We start from the raw sequence: 16853 nt of genomic DNA, 5'->3' as shown, positions 1-16853 counted from the left end.
TGCGCTGAACCCGGACGTCGCCGCGATGGCCACGCCGGCCCATCCCCGCCACCCGACCGGCGCGCCGTCGTCGGCCGCCGACGAGGCGCGCGACGCGCGCTACGAGAACCCGTTCGCGCCGCCCGACGAAACCGATGCGCCCGAAGCGCCGCGCCCGCGCTCGCTGTTCGGCGAGATCCTCGACTGGATGCTCGCGCCGCTGCTGCTGCTGTGGCCGATGAGCATCGCCGTCACCTATCTCGTCGCGAAGACGATCGCGAACGGTCCGTTCGATCGCGCGCTCGAGACCAACGCGTACGTGCTCGCGCGGCAGATCCATCCGGTAAACGGCGTCGCCGAACTGACGCTGCCGGAGCAGACACGCGACTTCCTGCGCGCGGACAACGTCGACAGCGTTTACTTCCAGGTGCTCGGCACGCGCGGCGAGCTGGTCGCGGGCGAGGCCGACATGCCGCTGCCGCGCGACGAGGACCGCCCGCCGCCGGGCGTCGTCATGTTTCGCGACGACCTGCTGCGCGGCAACGACGTGCGCGTCGCCTATACGACGGTCGCGCTGCCGCAATCGGACAGCACGCAGCCCGTGCTCGTGCAGGTCGGCGAAACGCTCGACAAGCGCAACGCGCTCGCGAACGACATCATCAAGGGCGTGATCCTGCCGCAATTCGTGATCCTGCCGCTCGCGATCCTGCTGGTCTGGTTCGGGCTGTCGCGCGGGCTCGCGCCGCTCAATGCGCTGCAGGCGCACATCCGCGCGCGGCGGCCCGACGACCTGTCGCCCGTCGAGGCGCAGCGCGCGCCGCCCGAGATCGAGCCGCTCGTCACGTCGTTCAACGACCTGCTCGCCCGTCTCGAACAGAACATGGCGCTGCAAAAGCGCTTCATCGCCGACGCCGCGCACCAGATGAAGACGCCGCTCGCGGGCCTGCGCACGCAGGCCGAGTTCGCGCTGCGCCACCCCGTCCCGCCCGACGTGCAGCGCTCGCTCGAGCAGATCGCGACGAGCTCCGAGCAGGCCGCGCGGCTCGTCACGCAGCTGCTCGCGCTCGCGCGCGCCGAGAACCGCGCGAGCGGGCTGACGTTCGAGCCGGTCGAGATCGCCACGCTCGCGCGGCGTGCGGTGCGCGACTGGGTGCAGGCCGCGCTCGTGAAACGGATGGATCTCGGTTACGAAGGCCCGCCGGACGACACGCCGCTCGACGTCGACGGCAACCCGGTGATGCTGCGCGAGATGCTCGGCAACCTGATCGACAACGCGATCCGCTACACGCCGGACGGCGGCCGCATCACGGTGCGCGTGCGCGCCGAGCCCGCGGCGCGGCTCGTGCATCTCGAAGTCGAGGACACCGGGCCGGGCATCCCGGCCGCCGAACGCGAGCGCGTCGTCGAGCGCTTCTACCGGATCCTCGGCCGCGAAGGCGACGGCAGCGGCCTCGGGCTCGCGATCGTGCGCGAGATCGCCACGCAGCACGGCGGCACGCTGACGCTCGACGATCACGTCTACCAGCACGCGCCGCGCCTCGCCGGCACGCTCGTGCGCGTCAGCCTGCCGCTGACCGAAACCGCCCCGGATTAACCCTGACACGCGCAGCCACAGCGCGCCGCAATTGCATCAAAACCAGCGATTTGACGGACGTTCGCAGAACGATAGGCACGCGAAGCGGCCGATTCGGCACGGGTTAACGTGCAGACGTTTTGCACGCGCGAGTCAGTCCGCCGTAAGTTTCCGTACCAATAATCGTCGACAGGCCCGCCCACCCAAGGCGGCCGCATATCTATATCAAGGGACTTGGAGACGACTCATGGCAACGTTAGGCGGGCAAATTTCGCACGCGCCGATGACGGGCGAAGAGAAGAAGGTGATCTTCGCGTCGTCGCTCGGCACCGTGTTCGAGTGGTACGACTTCTACCTGGCCGGCTCGCTCGCGGCCTACATCAGCAAGAGTTTCTTCTCCGGCGTCAATCCGACCGCCGCCTTCATCTTCACGCTGCTCGGCTTCGCGGCCGGCTTCGCGGTGCGGCCGTTCGGCGCGATCGTGTTCGGCCGCCTCGGCGACCTCGTCGGCCGCAAACACACGTTCCTCGTGACGATCGTGATCATGGGTATCTCGACGTTCGTGGTCGGCTTCCTGCCCGGCTACGCGTCGATCGGCATGGCCGCGCCCGTGATCTTCATTGCGATGCGGCTGTTGCAGGGCCTCGCGCTCGGCGGCGAGTACGGCGGCGCGGCGACCTACGTCGCCGAGCATGCGCCGGCCAACCGTCGCGGCTTCTACACCGCGTGGATCCAGACGACTGCCACGCTCGGCCTGTTCCTGTCGCTGCTCGTGATCCTCGGCGTGCGCACGTTCATCGGCGAGGAAGCGTTCGGCAACTGGGGCTGGCGCGTGCCGTTCGTCGCGTCGATCCTGCTGCTCGCGGTGTCGGTGTGGATCCGGATGCAGCTGAACGAATCGCCGGTGTTCCTGCGCATCAAGGCGGAAGGCAAGACGTCGAAGGCGCCGCTGACCGAAGCGTTCGGCCAGTGGAAGAACCTGAAGATCGTGATCCTCGCGCTCGTCGGCCTGACCGCCGGCCAGGCCGTCGTGTGGTACACGGGCCAGTTCTACGCGCTGTTCTTCCTCACGCAGACGCTGAAGGTGGACGGTGCGAGCGCGAACATCCTGATCGCGATCGCGCTGCTGATCGGCACGCCGTTCTTCCTGTTCTTCGGTTCGCTGTCGGACAAGATCGGCCGCAAGCCGATCATCCTCGCGGGCTGCCTGATCGCGGCACTGACCTACTTCCCGCTGTTCAAGGCGCTCACGCACTACGCGAACCCGCAGCTCGAACTCGCGACGCAGAAGGCGCCGATCACGGTCATCGCCGATCCGGCCGCCTGCTCGTTCCAGTTCAACCCGGTGGGCACGTCGAAGTTCACGAACTCGTGCGACATCGCGAAAAGCGCGCTCGCGAAGGCCGGCCTGAACTACGAGAACGTCGCGGCGCCGGCCGGCGCGATGGCCCAGATCAAGGTGGGCGATTCGGTCATCCCGGCCTACGACGGCAAGGCGGCCGACGCGAAGACGCAGGGCGCGGCGTTCGACAAGACGCTCGCGTCGACGCTGAAGGCGGCCGGCTACCCGGCGAAGGCGGACCCGGCGCAGCTCAACTGGCCGATGACGATCGTGATCCTGACGATCCTCGTGATCTTCGTGACGATGGTCTACGGCCCGATCGCCGCGATGCTGGTCGAGATGTTCCCGACGCGGATCCGCTACACGTCGATGTCGCTGCCCTATCACATCGGCAACGGCTGGTTCGGCGGCTTCCTGCCGGCGACCGCGTTCGCGATCGTCGCGGCGAGGGGCAACATCTATTCGGGCCTCTGGTATCCGATCGTGATCGCGCTGGCCACGTTCGTGATCGGCCTGCTGTTCGTCAAGGAGACGAAGGACTCGAACATCTACGCGCAGGATTGAGGTCTTGCGTGGAGCGGGGGGACGGCCGGCGGAGGTACTCCTTCCAGTGGCCGGCTCCCGCCCGTGATGGAGGCCGGCACCGGCCGACAGCAACTTTTTTCGGGAAAGATGGAAAAAGGTATTGACAGCCGGCCGGCCGATCGACATAATTCAAGTCTTCGGCGAATTAGCTCAGTCGGTTAGAGCGACGGAATCATAATCCGCAGGTCCGGGGTTCGAATCCCTGATTCGCCACCAGTTGTAAGAAAAAGCCGCTGCTTCTCACGAAGCAGCGGCTTTTTTGTTCTGGAACGCCGGAAATGCGCCCGAATTGGCGCATTACGCATCTAAAGCGGCCAACCGTTTTAGGTGCGGGCGCTTTTCCGGAAGCGGGTGCTACACGCCACTGTTACCTCAATGTGGAGAGCACACCGTGAAACACCCGTACCTGACCACCCGCGCCGATTCGACCCATTACTACTTCCGTCGCAAGGTGCCGCTCGAGCTGCGCGCCCAGCTCCAGAAAACTGAAATTTGGGTGAGCCTGGAAACGCCGTGCCGGACCGAGGCCATCACCCGGCTGCCGATGGCCGCCCTCGAGTATGAGCGTCTCGTCGCTCCGGCGCGGGCGGCGGCCGCCTCGGCCGCCATGGCCGCAGACGCCTGGTTGCCGCACAGAATGCGTCCCGCGGGCAACGACGCGCCCCACCCGTACCACCCGACCGCCTGCCCCGCAGGCTGGACCCCGCTGGCCGACGTCCAGGTGCCCCGGCTCCTCGAGCGGTATCGCGCCCATGCCCTCGCGAGCGAACGGGCGTACCGTGTCGCGCTGCTCGCGAAGGACATTTCCGGCGCCGAAGGCGAGCCCGACGAGGAAGCCCGGGACGCTGCCCGCAAGCGTCTGGCCGAGGAAGGCTACGATGCCGCTGTCCACCTCGACCTGCTCCGGCAGGAAATGGAGCAGCTGAAGGACGCGCACGCCGCCGAGGACTACACCGACCTGCGCGAGCAGGTCGAAGAACTGCTGACGTTCGAGCGCGCCTGGCTGCCGGCGGCGTCCGATGGTTTCCGGCGGCTGCTGGTGGAATTCGCGACGGCTCGCCTCGACGCCCTTGACGAAGAACTGCGCCGGTACGCGGGCAAAGGCCAGCCCGACCCGGCACTGGTCCCGCTGGTCGACGAGAACGACACGTGGTCCGCCGCCGTGCAGGGCTGGGTCGCCGAAGCGGTCCCACAACCCAAGACGGCCGACGAGGTCAGGACGCAGGTCGCCCGGTTCGAGCGGCTGGTCGGTTCGCTTCCGCTGTCCGCCCTGGCCAGCACACATGTCGAGCAGTTCAAGGCGGCGTGCCTCGACCAGGAAAAGGTCAGCAAGAGCCGCGTGAACACGATTCTGTCGCTGCTCTCGGCGGTCATCACGGTGGCGATGAAGAAGAAGCTGACGACGCTCGGCACCAATCCGTTTGCAGGCGCGAAATACAACCGGAAGGCGGTACGCAGGGACGCCGACCCTGAAGCATTGCGCGACGCCTACACGGCCGACGAACTCAATCGGCTGTACGCGTCCCGCGTCTACGTGCATGGCCATCGTCCCGGCAAGGGCGGACGCGAGGCCGCTTACTGGGTGCCCCTGCTTGGTCTTCACTCCGGCGCGCGTCTCGAGGACCTGTGCCGCCTGCGCACGCGGGACGTGGTGCAGCGCGCCGGCGTGTGGTGTCTCCATCTGCACGACACGAAACGCGAGCACCGGACCGGCGAGGGGAGCACCATGCGCTACGTACCCGTTCACCGGACGCTCGTTCGCCTCGGATGGCTTGATTACGTCCGGGCCCAGGATGCCGACGGCCTGCTGTTCCCGCATCTCAAGCCCAACAAGTATGGGCAGCTCGGTGCGACGTGGAGTACCTGGTTCAACGAGTACCTTGACACGGATGTCGGTCTTGCCGACCCACGACTCGACTTTCACAGTTTCCGCCATACCTTCAAGGTCTTTGGGCAACTCTCCGGCATTGACGGTGCGGTGATTGAAGAGCTGCTGGGACATGCGCCGGATGACTGGTACGGTCGCAACGAAGGCACCGAGAAGCGCCTGCCGTTCGAACTGCTGGCGCAGGCGATGGAGAAGCTGGATTTTCCCGGACTCGAACTGGGCCACCTGCCCTACGCGGGTCGGACATAATCCCGCCCAGGCTCCGGGATACCACTCCGAGCCCGGTGGAGCTGGCCGGCCGCTCACTCGGCCGGCTTCCTTTTATACAAGGTTGAGCAGGCACAGGCCACGCTCCCCAATCTGGCGTCCCATTGGTACACCTTCGCAGAATTCGCGCGTGGAGCCGATGCGTGACCGAGCGCTGGCCGGCCCCTCGATTGCGGACCCCAAACTTCGGACCGGAGCGCAGCGGTTTGCTTATCGCGGTTTCCTCGTGTTAGCCGAAGCAGCGCCCCCCGCCCGCCAAGCCCACGAGCGCAACACCGGTTACAGAGCCGCTCCGTTCAAGACCGCTCCTCTTGCAATGCCAGCAGCAACTCCGCTGGCTGCCCCAACCATTCCGTTTCCCAACGACACGAGTCGATGACATGCGCGGGTGAATCAAGTGACTCGTGATTTTTGGATGCGCGTTTGGGGTAACATCCTGTTACATTTATACAGTCAGAAGAAGGCGCTTTCGGCTCCGACAAGCGGAAAGCAGCACTGCAAACGAGAGCAAAGAAATTCCTGGAAAGAGGGCCATTCGGTGTTAGCTCCAGTGGCAGACCGGTGTTCGGCAGCGGACCAGCTGCGCGTCGAAGCCGCGCTCACGGCTTACTATCTGCATTCCGACGGGGCGTTTGGTGCCGGCCCGCTGCGCTATATCGACGCGTCCGAATCGCAACTGCGCATGGCTTTGAACATCGCGCAGGACGCAGACCCGGTACGATTGCTTGCCGCAGCCTGCGGTGGTCCGGCCGCGATGATTGACGCGCTGGCCAACGGTGTCGTGCCATTCAAACCCAAGCCGGGACTGCCGGGCTTCTTCCGGTTCCTCGTGATGACATGTGCGATTGTTGCGACGGCCGACAACAACGACTCCACGCAGGAGTTCGGCGAAAACCTCGCCCGAGCCTTCGGAACCCAGAATCCATTCAACAACCGTTCGTCGCTGCCCGACCTGTGGCTCCGGTTGCAAGACTGGTGCGACGAGGCGCATGCCGCCGGCGAGGCCATCCGACAGGTCATGCTTCCGCCACCGGGCACGGGCAAGCACCTGGGCCTCACCAACGCGATAACGTTCCCGAGTTGGCGTGACGTCAAGCGACTGCGTCAACTTCTAGACCGTAGGTCGGAATACCGCTCAATCGTCGACCCGGTAGGGGCTGCAATTCAGCTGGCCCCCCTGGTCGAAAACGATGCCAGCTTTTCGTCGGCAATGCGCCAGGCGAGCACGGAATACCGGCAGCTGTATCTGAGCAAAGCCTCGTTGCTTGGCCTGCATCGCTTCTGGGTAGCCTTGGCCGGTCTCCTGAGGGAACGGCATTCACCGACAGCCGAGCGATTCTTTGTACCGCGCCTCGAGCTCAGATTCGGCGCAACGCTCGACGACGTGGAACTGCGGGTCGTCTTGGCTGACATGAAAGGGAACGTCGACCCGCTCCAAGTCCTAGAGGATTTCCCGGACCTTGTCTTGGCGCAAACGGCATCTTGGACCAGCCAGCGAGTCGGGAAAAACGCAAGTGAAGCGCTTGTTTCGGCCATCAGCCGCGGCGGCGTCCCGTTCGTCGAGTCCCGCTTCGGCGTATGGCATTCGAGTCTGCTCCAGCCATCCGTACCCACCCGTTGCCTTCTCCTCCTGTCAAAGCAAAACCGGGACGTTGCCCTTAAATGGGGCGTCAGTACGGAGCCGATTGGAGACGAGTGGAGACTGGCGGGGCCCATCCCGGCCCGCGACTGCCGCTCCGTGTATCAATACTTGGGACGGAGCATCGAACCAGCCGGTTCGCCATCCCAAGCCATGATGCTTGTCGGCGAACACAGGACCGGCTCAGGACTTCTCGGCCGGGAATCACTTCTTCCGCAAATCAGGATTGCAGGTCCTGGCGCCGTGACGCTGCGTCCAGTGCAAGAAAACGGTGTGAAGTGTCAGCTCCGTCCTGATTCCGAAGACCTCTATTCAATCGTCACGGACACCCCTCTCGAGGGCGCATACAAGCTTCGTCTGGACGAGGACGTGATTCCGTCGGCCGAACCTCTCGCCATCGAAACCTCGGTTGTCTTTTTCCGCGACGCCCTTGAACACGCCAAACTCGGGGATATTGACGAGTCGACGTGGCGGCGGCGCGAGGAAGCGCGTGTTCGTTCGACACCCGGGCCTATTGTCGTTACAGACCTCACCGATGACTGCCCGCCAGTCGACAGTGAGCGCTCAGCACGGTTCCAGGACTGTCTGGAGGCGCTGTACGCCGGTGGCCGCGCCGGCTGGTCGGAACAGGAACTTGTGACGACCATGCGCGCCGTCCTCGGAGACAACGCTCTCCCCATCTGGGACATACTGCGCGGATTGATGGAGTGCGGCTGGTTGAGGCCAACCTCCAACCTGAGATGGCGGGCACGCCGATGGTGGCTGACCCCGCCTTCTCTTATCAAGATTAGGAATACAGAAGGTATAGAAGGGTTGCTGCTCGTTGGAAGTGCACCCGCGAACATCCGGCGCCGCTTCCAGCAAACCGCTCAGGCCGCAGGCTGTACGGTGATGGAGCGCCCCGGAGCAAGTGAGTACACGGCATGTATGCAGCTCGCGCGGGGACCCGCCCTGGGCGAAGTCGTGGAGGAACTCGGATGGGTCGTGACCGAACGACCGATATGCACACCCATGGCTGCGCCGGACTGCTGGCCACCCGAGAACGTCGACGAGTCCCGCCATCGCCGCGTGGGGAGATGGAACTGGGACAGCGGCGGTTTTCGAAGCCGGGATGCTACGAATCCCGGGCCGGTGAGCCTTGAACGTTTCCGGCGAGAACGGGGCGACCGAGATGACATCTTCGTTGTCACGGGCCCCGGTTCAGCCCGGTACGTGAGCACTTGCCGGACGTCAGCAATCGTCGAGGCGTACCGACGCGCGCGAATCGCGATGTTCAGATGGGACGGTGCGCGCCTTGTACGCAACAGCGAGGACGGTCACCTCGTCGAGCCACTTGCGAATCTCGCCATGCTTTCGTCCTGTCGAAGTCCCGGTCCGGCATTGGTGGACGGGCGCTGGACGTATGTCTACGACATGACTGCAGACTGCGTTGGCTGGATACGCTCAGTGTTCGGCCAGGCCTTTGTCGACGACAGGTCGGCGCTTGACACAAAGTTGAGTAGCCCGTCGGCGGAAGCAGTCGGATGGTCCCGAAACAGGAACGTGTTTCGGATTCAGGAATTGACTCCGCCCCCTATCGGGCGACGGTAGATATGAGGATTATGGGGTTGTGATGGACGACGAGCTGTTTTTGGGAAAGGTCTTCAGAAACGAAGCGAACTGGGCACGGATGGAGCCCCTCGCAGTGCGAGTCGCAGGGGAATGGACAAGAATCGAAAACGCTGTGGAGAGCTTTCCCAAGGAAGGCAAAATATTCTCGAGGCGCGGCTTGCTTAACGCCCCGACTGACAGCCTGTGGACATTCACGCGGCGTCCGAACGAGTTACGTGACCTACATGGTCCTGACCTCCTGCTGGCCGAGAACATCGTGCGGGCGACGCCAATTGTCGACCTGTCGTCGATTTCACTGGAGATGGCACGACGAAGGCTCTTTAATGAGGGCGTCCACCTCCCGCTTGAATTCAGCTCGGTGACTGCGGTCGCCCTGCTGTCCGATGACCTCTTCTGTGATGTCACGCTCACGCGCTCGGCCGATGGTTTCTGGCGCAGCAGCAGCCTCTCGCGGCCCGTGCAACTGAAGGAAATGCCCAACGGCTGGAAATCGTCACTGGACTTCAACGGATTGCGGGTCATTCCAGCTCAAACCATACCGCATGCTGCCGTCATCAGGACGGTCAACTGGTGTAGTGACCAGGACTTTATCGAGCGCGTTATCGACCGCTTCCGCAAGTTCATGCAGGGTGTTGGAGATACCCCTTACGCGCGACCGTCACGGGATGCCGTCAAGTACATTTCTCGCGCGCTCCGGCAGGCGGACCTCATGCCGGGAGAGGACAACGGCATCGTGCTTGACATGGAACGGCTCCAGACAGACTGGCCGATACTCGAAGCACGATTGGAGGCGTCCGAAGAACTCGCTTCGTTGATACTCGACCTCAAGAGTACCAAGGACAAAGTGGCGGCCGCGACGGAATTGGCGACCCGCCATGCTCTCGAAGAGGCACGGCCCAGCCTTGAGCGTCAGGTGAGAGAGGAAACCGAGACATCACTTACCGAAGCACGACGTCAGCGTGACGAACTCTCGGCAGAGGTCCTGAATCTGGAGCAGCGTCGCGCCCGGGCTTCGAGCGACCTCGCAGAACTGGAAAGACTGTGTAACGAGAGGCGTGAGCAACAGAAGGCGATGTCGGATGGCTTGTCGGCGGTTGCCTCAGAATTGCGCACCAGCCTCGCCCAAAGCCCCGTTCAAGGCCATCCCGCGCTGTCGTTCATTGCCGAACGACTCGAGGGCATGCTGACTCAGCACGATTACCATGGGCCGTCGCTGATTCCACCGGCCATGCCGCCTTGGGGAACCGGAATGCCGAGTGGCGCCTGCGACGAAATTGGATATGGTTCCTTGACCGCCGTCATCAGCGAGGAAGCGAAGCGCCATGGAATCGATGAAAACGCGCTACGACTGACGGACATTTTCGCGCGAGCGGGTGAGTTGGTCCTGCTATGCGGGCCGCAGGCCGAGCTCACCCTCCGGGCGTATGCGCGTTGCATCTCCACCGGTGTTTATCGAACGATGGCTCTGGACCCCAGCATCATCGGTCTTGACGACCTCTGGCGGGCCCCCGGGACGCAAACACCGACCGCGTTCGCGCATGCCTGGCAGGCAGCCTTGGGTGCACCCGATTGCTTTCATATTCTCTGCATGCGCGACATTGATGCCGCGCCCTACCGGCTATGGCTCGCGTCGTTTCAGACCGTCCTCCAGAGCGCCTCCCGTCCGACCAACCTTTTGGTATTCGCGACGACCACGGGCCGAAGTGACACGCAGGCTGGCATGGGGTCCCCTGACGATAGTCCGTCCGGATACCTGGTTCCAGTTTTTCCCGGCGTGCATGACGCAGGTGCCGTCGCAGCACTGGCGAGCGCCGTCGCGCCCGTCCCGCCGCCTAGCCGCCTGTCGGTTGCCCCGGATACCGTCCCGACTGGTTCCGCCGCTGGCGACTGGCTCACACGGGTCGTCACATTTGATTTGCCTCCGGGCGTGCTCGCCCGCCTAGCAAGATTCAGAAATCAGTTCATCGGCGACGACGCCGAGCACCTGATGACAGCCGTTCAAAAATGGGGACAGTTTCTCGACTCCAGGGATGCAACAAGCCTCCCGTCGACACTGAGAGACGGTTATACGTCGATGACGAATTGAAGACACAACAATCACGGTAAACGACATGCTCGACCCGATAGGCGCTACCCATAGAATCCGGGAATTCTTCCTGTCGTATCTGGAAACCGCTTTCCGGATTCGCGACCAGTCCGTCTCGGCAGCACGGCGACAACTACTAACCCGACACGGCACTCTGACGACGGAGCCCTTCCTCGAACCGGTGCCACGCTATGAACAGGTGACGCATTTCCTCCAGGACCTCGTCCTGCTCGACTCGGGGAATCCGCTGCGCTCTTTTTCGAGTGTGGCCCGGCGCGCGTTTGTGGAACTGGCACTGTCCGGACTGTTTCCCGGAGAAGCGTCCGACAGGGACGACGTGCGGCGAACCAGCAATGTGCGCCCCTACCTGCATCAATGGCAGATGCTCGAACGCGGTGTGGGTCGCGGTATGCCTGGAATCGTGACGTCCGGAACCGGCTCGGGAAAGACCGAATCGTTCATGCTGCCCATCTTCGCGACCATCGCGCAGGAGGCCGTGCGGTGGCCTGCGCCACATGGCGAAGAGCTCTCGAACGAATGGTACAAGGAAGCCGGACAGGAATTCGTCGCACAACGGTCCAAGGAAAGTCCCGGCCGACCCAAAGCGGTTCGCGCGTTGCTCATCTATCCGATGAACGCGCTAGTCGAAGACCAGATGACGCGGCTACGCCGCGCCCTCGACTCCGACGAAGCCACATCCGTGATGGATGAACGATTCAGCGGAAATCGCATTTTCTTTGGCCGATACACTGGCGCCGCACCGGTCACCGGCCACCTCAATCATCCTCGACGGGCCAACACTGCACAGGAAAAGCGTAAACGGGCGCGCCGCATGGAGACGATGCGCAGCCGGATGAGCGACCTGGCAGCCACGCAGACACTTGCGCGCGAACATGATGCGCGCGAACTTGCCGATGCACACGCGGCTGGTCGAGATGCCCCCGAACCCACAAGGTTCTTGTTTCCCTCGCTCGATGGCGCGGAAATGGTCACCCGCTGGGACATGCAGGCAACCCCGCCGGATATCCTGATTACCAATACATCGATGCTCGCGACGATGCTCGTGCGCGAGGTCGACGAGCCAATCTTCACATCGACTCGCAAATGGCTTGAAGAAAACGACGATGCCTATTTCTTTCTGGTCATGGACGAACTCCACCTGGTTCGTGGCTCGGCCGGAATGGAGGTCGTCGGCCTCCTGAGAAGCCTCTTCGCCAAGCTGGGTCTCGACAGACCGGAGCATCGGCACAAGGTCAGGATTCTGGCGTCGAGCGCCTCGTTGCCCGATGAGGGTCCCGACTCGGAGGTCAGTCTCCAGTATCTGTTTGATTTTTTCGGCAGCTTTGGCTCGGCCCGCGAACCCGGCGACGCTGGTTTCGACACACCCGCAGACTGGCGCCATGCAATCGTGCGTGGACGGCAACTCACACAGCGGTTCAACGGCACCCTGCCGCTCGCTACCGAGCCGTTCGTGGAGCTCGCCGCTGTCCTGGACGTCAACGGGGCTGATTTTGCTCCACAAGTAACCGCGCGCACTTCCGCGCTCGACGTCGCCCTCGCGCGGGTCGCGAGGTCGTTGGGAATAGACGCAACTCCGACGGATGTCGCCGCGGCTCTGCCCAAAGTGATTGCCGCCGCATCATCCGCAATAGTTCATGCCTGCACGACCGACGATGGAACGTCCGCAGTGCTGCGCGCCACCGCGGTCAGTGAAATCGCCCAGCGACTTTTCGGAAGCGATGGCGTCGACGCCGAGAGAGCGGTTCGAGGGTTGTGCATCCTGCGCGGGCTTGCCGACACGGTATCAACGCCCGAACTCTACGGCATCGCGGTTCCGGACGGACTGCCGAGTGTCCGCCTTCACTCGTTCTTCCGGAGTATCGAGGGCATGTTCGCCGCACCCTATCGGGATAGCGGCGGAAAACTGCACTTCGACGGGCTCTCGGTTGAGCGCGGTCACACACACGCTCTGTGCGATGACGGTTCGACCAGGCGACTGTTTGAGCTCGTGTACTGCGAAGCGTGCGGCGAACTGTTTGTCGGTGGACGTCGAAACGCCGACGACAATTTGGGGGCGACCGAGCTGCTGACGACGGCGCCGAACTTGGAACAGCTACCCGAAGCTGCCGCGATTACCAACTACGAAAATCTCAGCTATAACGAGTACGCCATTTTCTGGCCGCGGCGCGACGAGCCGAAGGACGGTGAAACCACGCACGAACACTGGCCGGATGCGTCTCTTGATACGCGCAACGCGATGGTCACGCCCGTTGCCGCATCCGACAACTCGCGTCTCGCGGGACGGCTCTTCCACATGAATCAAGCGGACGACCTGGCCAGGAAGCCCGGGTCAGCTTCACCGCGCTGCTGCCCCGCTTGCGGGACCGACTACAGCAGGCGCAGACCAGGGATGGGGGCCATGTCGCCGTTGCGAAGTTTTCGTACCGGTTTCGCGAAAACCTCGCAGTTGCTCGCGACCGAGCTGTTTTCGGCCTTGAGGGTGAGCGGTCGAACTCCCAAGTCCGTGGTCTTTTCCGACAGCCGTCAGGATGCGGCCCGTGCTGCTCTGGACATCGAGCGCCGACACCATCAGGATACCCGCAGGCAGATGCTCATCGAAGCGCTGAAGTCGGTCGTTGCTGAGCGACCAAATGGCGAAGCGCGCGAGGAGAAGAAGAAACAAGCTGACGAGGCACTCAAGAGGGGCGACTTCCTCGAACTGAAGCGGCTCTCCGATGAGCTGGCAAAGTTGCAACTTGCGACCGACCCGTCACGAGTTGCACTTGCCGAAGTAATAGAGCCGGTGCTGCTGACTTCGAACGAACTGCGCTCTTACCTGCGGCGACATGTCGAGCTTGGCATTCATCCGACGGACGCCGCGGGTATCGGCTACATCCGCAACGAGCCGTGGAATCACTGGGTCGTCCCTGCTGGAGCAAGCGGGAAGCCAGAATGGCCTGCACACAGCGACAGCGGGGAGGCCGGGGAGGCTCGCGCCGAGATTCGCGAGGACCAGCGTCCGCTGACCTACGAAGTGCTGTTCGCGAAGACCTACTTCGCGCTCGAGGAGACGGGTATTGGCTATCCGTCGATGACCGCCAGCCAGACCACTGATTCGAACCGACTCGATGCCTATCTGCGGGTATTCGCAGATGCGTATCGTGTTGCGGGAAACCGTTGGTCCGAGGATGCGGCCCATGTCGACCATGCGCAGGAATTTGGCCCACGGCACCGGATTTTCAAGTTCGCGCGCGCTAGCGTACCCGCGGCGCCCGTCGTTGAACTGGACGACGTGCTGGAGAAATTCAGAGCCCTCGAACACGCACACGGTATCGTGGAGCTCAGCAAACTCTACGTCAGGCTGAGCCAACGGGGAGACCCCTACTATCGTTGCAGCAACTGTGGCCGTGTTCACCTGCATCGAGGAACCGGCATATGCACGCGCTGCCTTGACCCATTGCCTACTGAGCAGGAAGGCAATGTCGAACAACTGTGGGATTCGAACTTCCTGGCACGGCGCACCACGCGTTCCGAGCAGGGCAATGAATCAGCGTTCCGGCTCCATTGCGAGGAGCTCACGGGACAGACCGGCTCGCCGGCTGCCCGGCTCAGAGCCTTCAAGGGAATTTTCGTCGGAGAAAAGCAGTCGCCTGAATTTGAGCTCTTCAAGCGCATCAACGAAATCGACCTGCTGTCGGTCACGACGACGATGGAGGTTGGTATCGATATTGGTGCGTTGCAGGCCGTGTATCAGGCAAACATGCCGCCGCAGCGATTCAACTATCAACAGCGCGTCGGTCGCGCGGGCCGGCGTGGTCAGGCATTTTCAATGGTAGTCACCTTATGCCGGAGCCGAAGTCACGACCTCCACTATTTCCGCAATCCCAAGCGAATAACCGGTGACGTGCCGCCTCCGCCATTTCTGACCACGGGACATGTCGTGATTGTCGAACGGATTGTGCGAAAGGCCTGGCTGGCTGCCGCGTTTGCACGCCTGCGGGATGAAGACGGCCCCGCTTATCCAGGAGATGACCTGACGGATACGCATGGCGAGTTTCCGCCCGCGCCCAACTTCTATGCCGCCACTGGCAACTGGCGGAGTCGGCTCGAGGGCGCGCTGGCCGCCACGCTCGCGACGCGGGACCGGGTCATCGATGCACTGTCCGACAAGGACACGACCCAAGCCAGGACCATGAAAGATGCAATGACACCACAACACCTGACGCACCAAGTCTGGTCCCTTGCCGGAGAAGGGGCGGGCAGTCCATTGCCATTGGCACAGTTTCTTGCTGAGCAGGGTTTGCTGCCCATGTACGGCATGCCAACAAGGGTACGCGACCTGTACGTGGGCATCGAGAACAACGAGGAAAAGACTCCTGAATTTGCAACTGTTGACCGGGACCTTGATATCGCGGTCTACGAGTTTGCGCCGGGGCGTTCGCTCGTGCGCGACAAGAGGAAGCACGAGTCAATTGGCTTCTCGCCAGCACTGCGCGAACCGGACGTGCAACCGAATCGCGCGACGTCATTCGGGTCATGGAAAGCAGAAATCCGATACATCGCGTTTTGCGAGTCCTGCGGGGCCGTGTCGAGTCTGGCCGACCTCCCGGTGGAAGAGGTCCGATGCGTGGATTGCCAAAGTAATATTCCCAGCGAGAGATTCGCGAGATATACCAGTCCGGTTGCTTTCACCACTGATTTCCGGCCCAAGTCTGTCGAAGAAGGAGAACTGGCGCCCGTGTTCCGGCGCGTAACGACAACTGAGGCCTCCAATGTTTCTCTCGACAGCGTGCCCGATTCGAACATGTCGGTTGGCACGACAGCGGACGCACGCGTTCTTCGACTCAACGAAGGCAAGCTCGATGATTCCGGCGCGGCCCAGCCGTTCGCCATGGTGCCGACCAAGGACCACCGGGTGCCAGCACCGGGAAATCGGAAATGGTCGTTGGACGGTCAACTCCTTAGCGAAGAAAAATTCGCCGAACTGGACTTGCGTGGCGCTGTGCGACGCAACACGGACTTGACCGACGAAGGGGTCCGGCTGATGGCCCGCAAGAAGACGGACGCCGTGTATCTCACTCCGGTCCGGGTTCCGGAGGGGCTGGATATCGGCCGGGTCGGCCGTGACTTCGGAGACACCTCGGTCCGTGCGGCACTGATTAGCGCGACTCATCTGTTGATGCAGCGGGCATCCCTCGAACTTGATATCGCACCCGACGAGTTCGAGGCTCTAGAGCCGCGCTTGCGCAACGGCAAGCCATTGCTGCAGATTGCAGACTTCCTCGTGAATGGCGCCGGATTTTCAAACCGCCTGGCCAAAGGGAATCCTCCGCTCGTCGTCATGCTCGCGAAGTCCATGGTCGATGCCCCTCTATCGGACAGCCTCGTTGCACCGTACTTTCACGAGATGCATCGCGGTACGTGTTCGCAGGCGTGCTACGAGTGTATGCAGCGGTATGGCAACCGAGCCTATCACGGTTTGCTGGATTGGCGCCTCGGACTGTCGATGCTCCGGGTATTTCTCGACGCATCGTCGATGACGGGTCTGGACGGCAACTGGGCCACCTCCCCCGAACTCTCCGACTGGCCGGATTTGGCCTGGCGCTCGGCGGAAGAGATTGCCGGACTCAGCCCTGACCTATACGACCTGAAACGCGTTGGCCCACTGCGACTACCGTCGATAGAGGAGCGCAATACTCCGCGTCGATACGTAGTCGTTCATCCGTTCTGGTCGAGAAAGGCCGTGCTGGAAAAATGCGTAGACGGTTTTTCCGGGACGACGTTGCTGATTGACACGTTCCAGGCGGCAAGGCGCCCGCAACGCGTCCTGTTCGCTGCACGGGAGCATGCGCAGAAGCATGGACTCATGTAAACCACCCTGCG

Annotated in this window: 6 protein-coding genes and 1 tRNA gene; all 7 read left to right on the top strand. The window is 62.9% G+C overall.

All coding sequences use genetic code 11. The features are described from left to right. Positions 1-25 precede the first annotated feature (25 nt). The 7 genes from G3N64_RS06930 to G3N64_RS06900 all read left to right on the top strand — a co-directional run bounded on the left by G3N64_RS06930 (position 26) and on the right by G3N64_RS06900 (position 16842). A complete protein-coding gene (locus tag G3N64_RS06930; protein ID WP_205783043.1) occupies positions 26-1573 on the top strand; it encodes a sensor histidine kinase in 1548 nt (515 codons plus the stop codon). 226 nt (positions 1574-1799) lie between these two features. After that, entirely contained in the window at positions 1800-3458 is a 1659-nt protein-coding gene (locus G3N64_RS06925) for an MFS transporter (protein ID WP_205783036.1), read from the top strand. A gap of 160 nt (positions 3459-3618) precedes the next feature. Continuing rightward, a tRNA-Met gene (locus G3N64_RS06920) sits at positions 3619-3695 on the top strand. A gap of 175 nt (positions 3696-3870) precedes the next feature. Next, positions 3871-5616 (top strand): site-specific integrase, encoded by a 1746-nt coding sequence (locus G3N64_RS40380; protein ID WP_205783034.1) that lies wholly within the window; start codon positions 3871-3873, stop codon positions 5614-5616. A gap of 406 nt (positions 5617-6022) precedes the next feature. Beyond that, the gene (locus G3N64_RS06910; protein WP_205783032.1) at positions 6023-8863 is read left to right on the top strand and encodes a hypothetical protein; all 2841 of its coding nucleotides are present in this window, start codon (positions 6023-6025) and stop codon (positions 8861-8863) included. Positions 8864-8885: 22 nt separating this feature from the next. Beyond that, entirely contained in the window at positions 8886-10970 is a 2085-nt protein-coding gene (locus G3N64_RS06905; protein ID WP_205783030.1) for a hypothetical protein, read from the top strand. A 25-nt stretch (positions 10971-10995) separates the two neighbouring features. After that, positions 10996-16842 carry a DEAD/DEAH box helicase gene (locus tag G3N64_RS06900; RefSeq protein WP_205783028.1) on the top strand — a complete coding sequence of 1949 codons (5847 nt, stop codon included), beginning with the start codon at positions 10996-10998 and terminating at the stop codon, positions 16840-16842. The last annotated feature ends 11 nt before the right edge of the window (positions 16843-16853 follow it).

It is taken from the genome of Burkholderia sp. Ac-20344 (genome assembly GCF_017104975.1).
Lineage (GTDB): Bacteria > Pseudomonadota > Gammaproteobacteria > Burkholderiales > Burkholderiaceae > Burkholderia.
This window is presented reverse-complemented; position numbering and strand designations above follow the sequence as displayed.

Coding starts and splice junctions, on each gene's coding strand:
- G3N64_RS06930 (WP_205783043.1), top strand. CDS start 26: ATGGCCACGCCGGCCCATCCCCGCCACCCGACCGGCGCGCCGTCGTCG.
- G3N64_RS06925 (WP_205783036.1), top strand. CDS start 1,800: ATGGCAACGTTAGGCGGGCAAATTTCGCACGCGCCGATGACGGGCGAA.
- G3N64_RS06905 (WP_205783030.1), top strand. CDS start 8,886: ATGGACGACGAGCTGTTTTTGGGAAAGGTCTTCAGAAACGAAGCGAAC.
- G3N64_RS06900 (WP_205783028.1), top strand. CDS start 10,996: ATGCTCGACCCGATAGGCGCTACCCATAGAATCCGGGAATTCTTCCTG.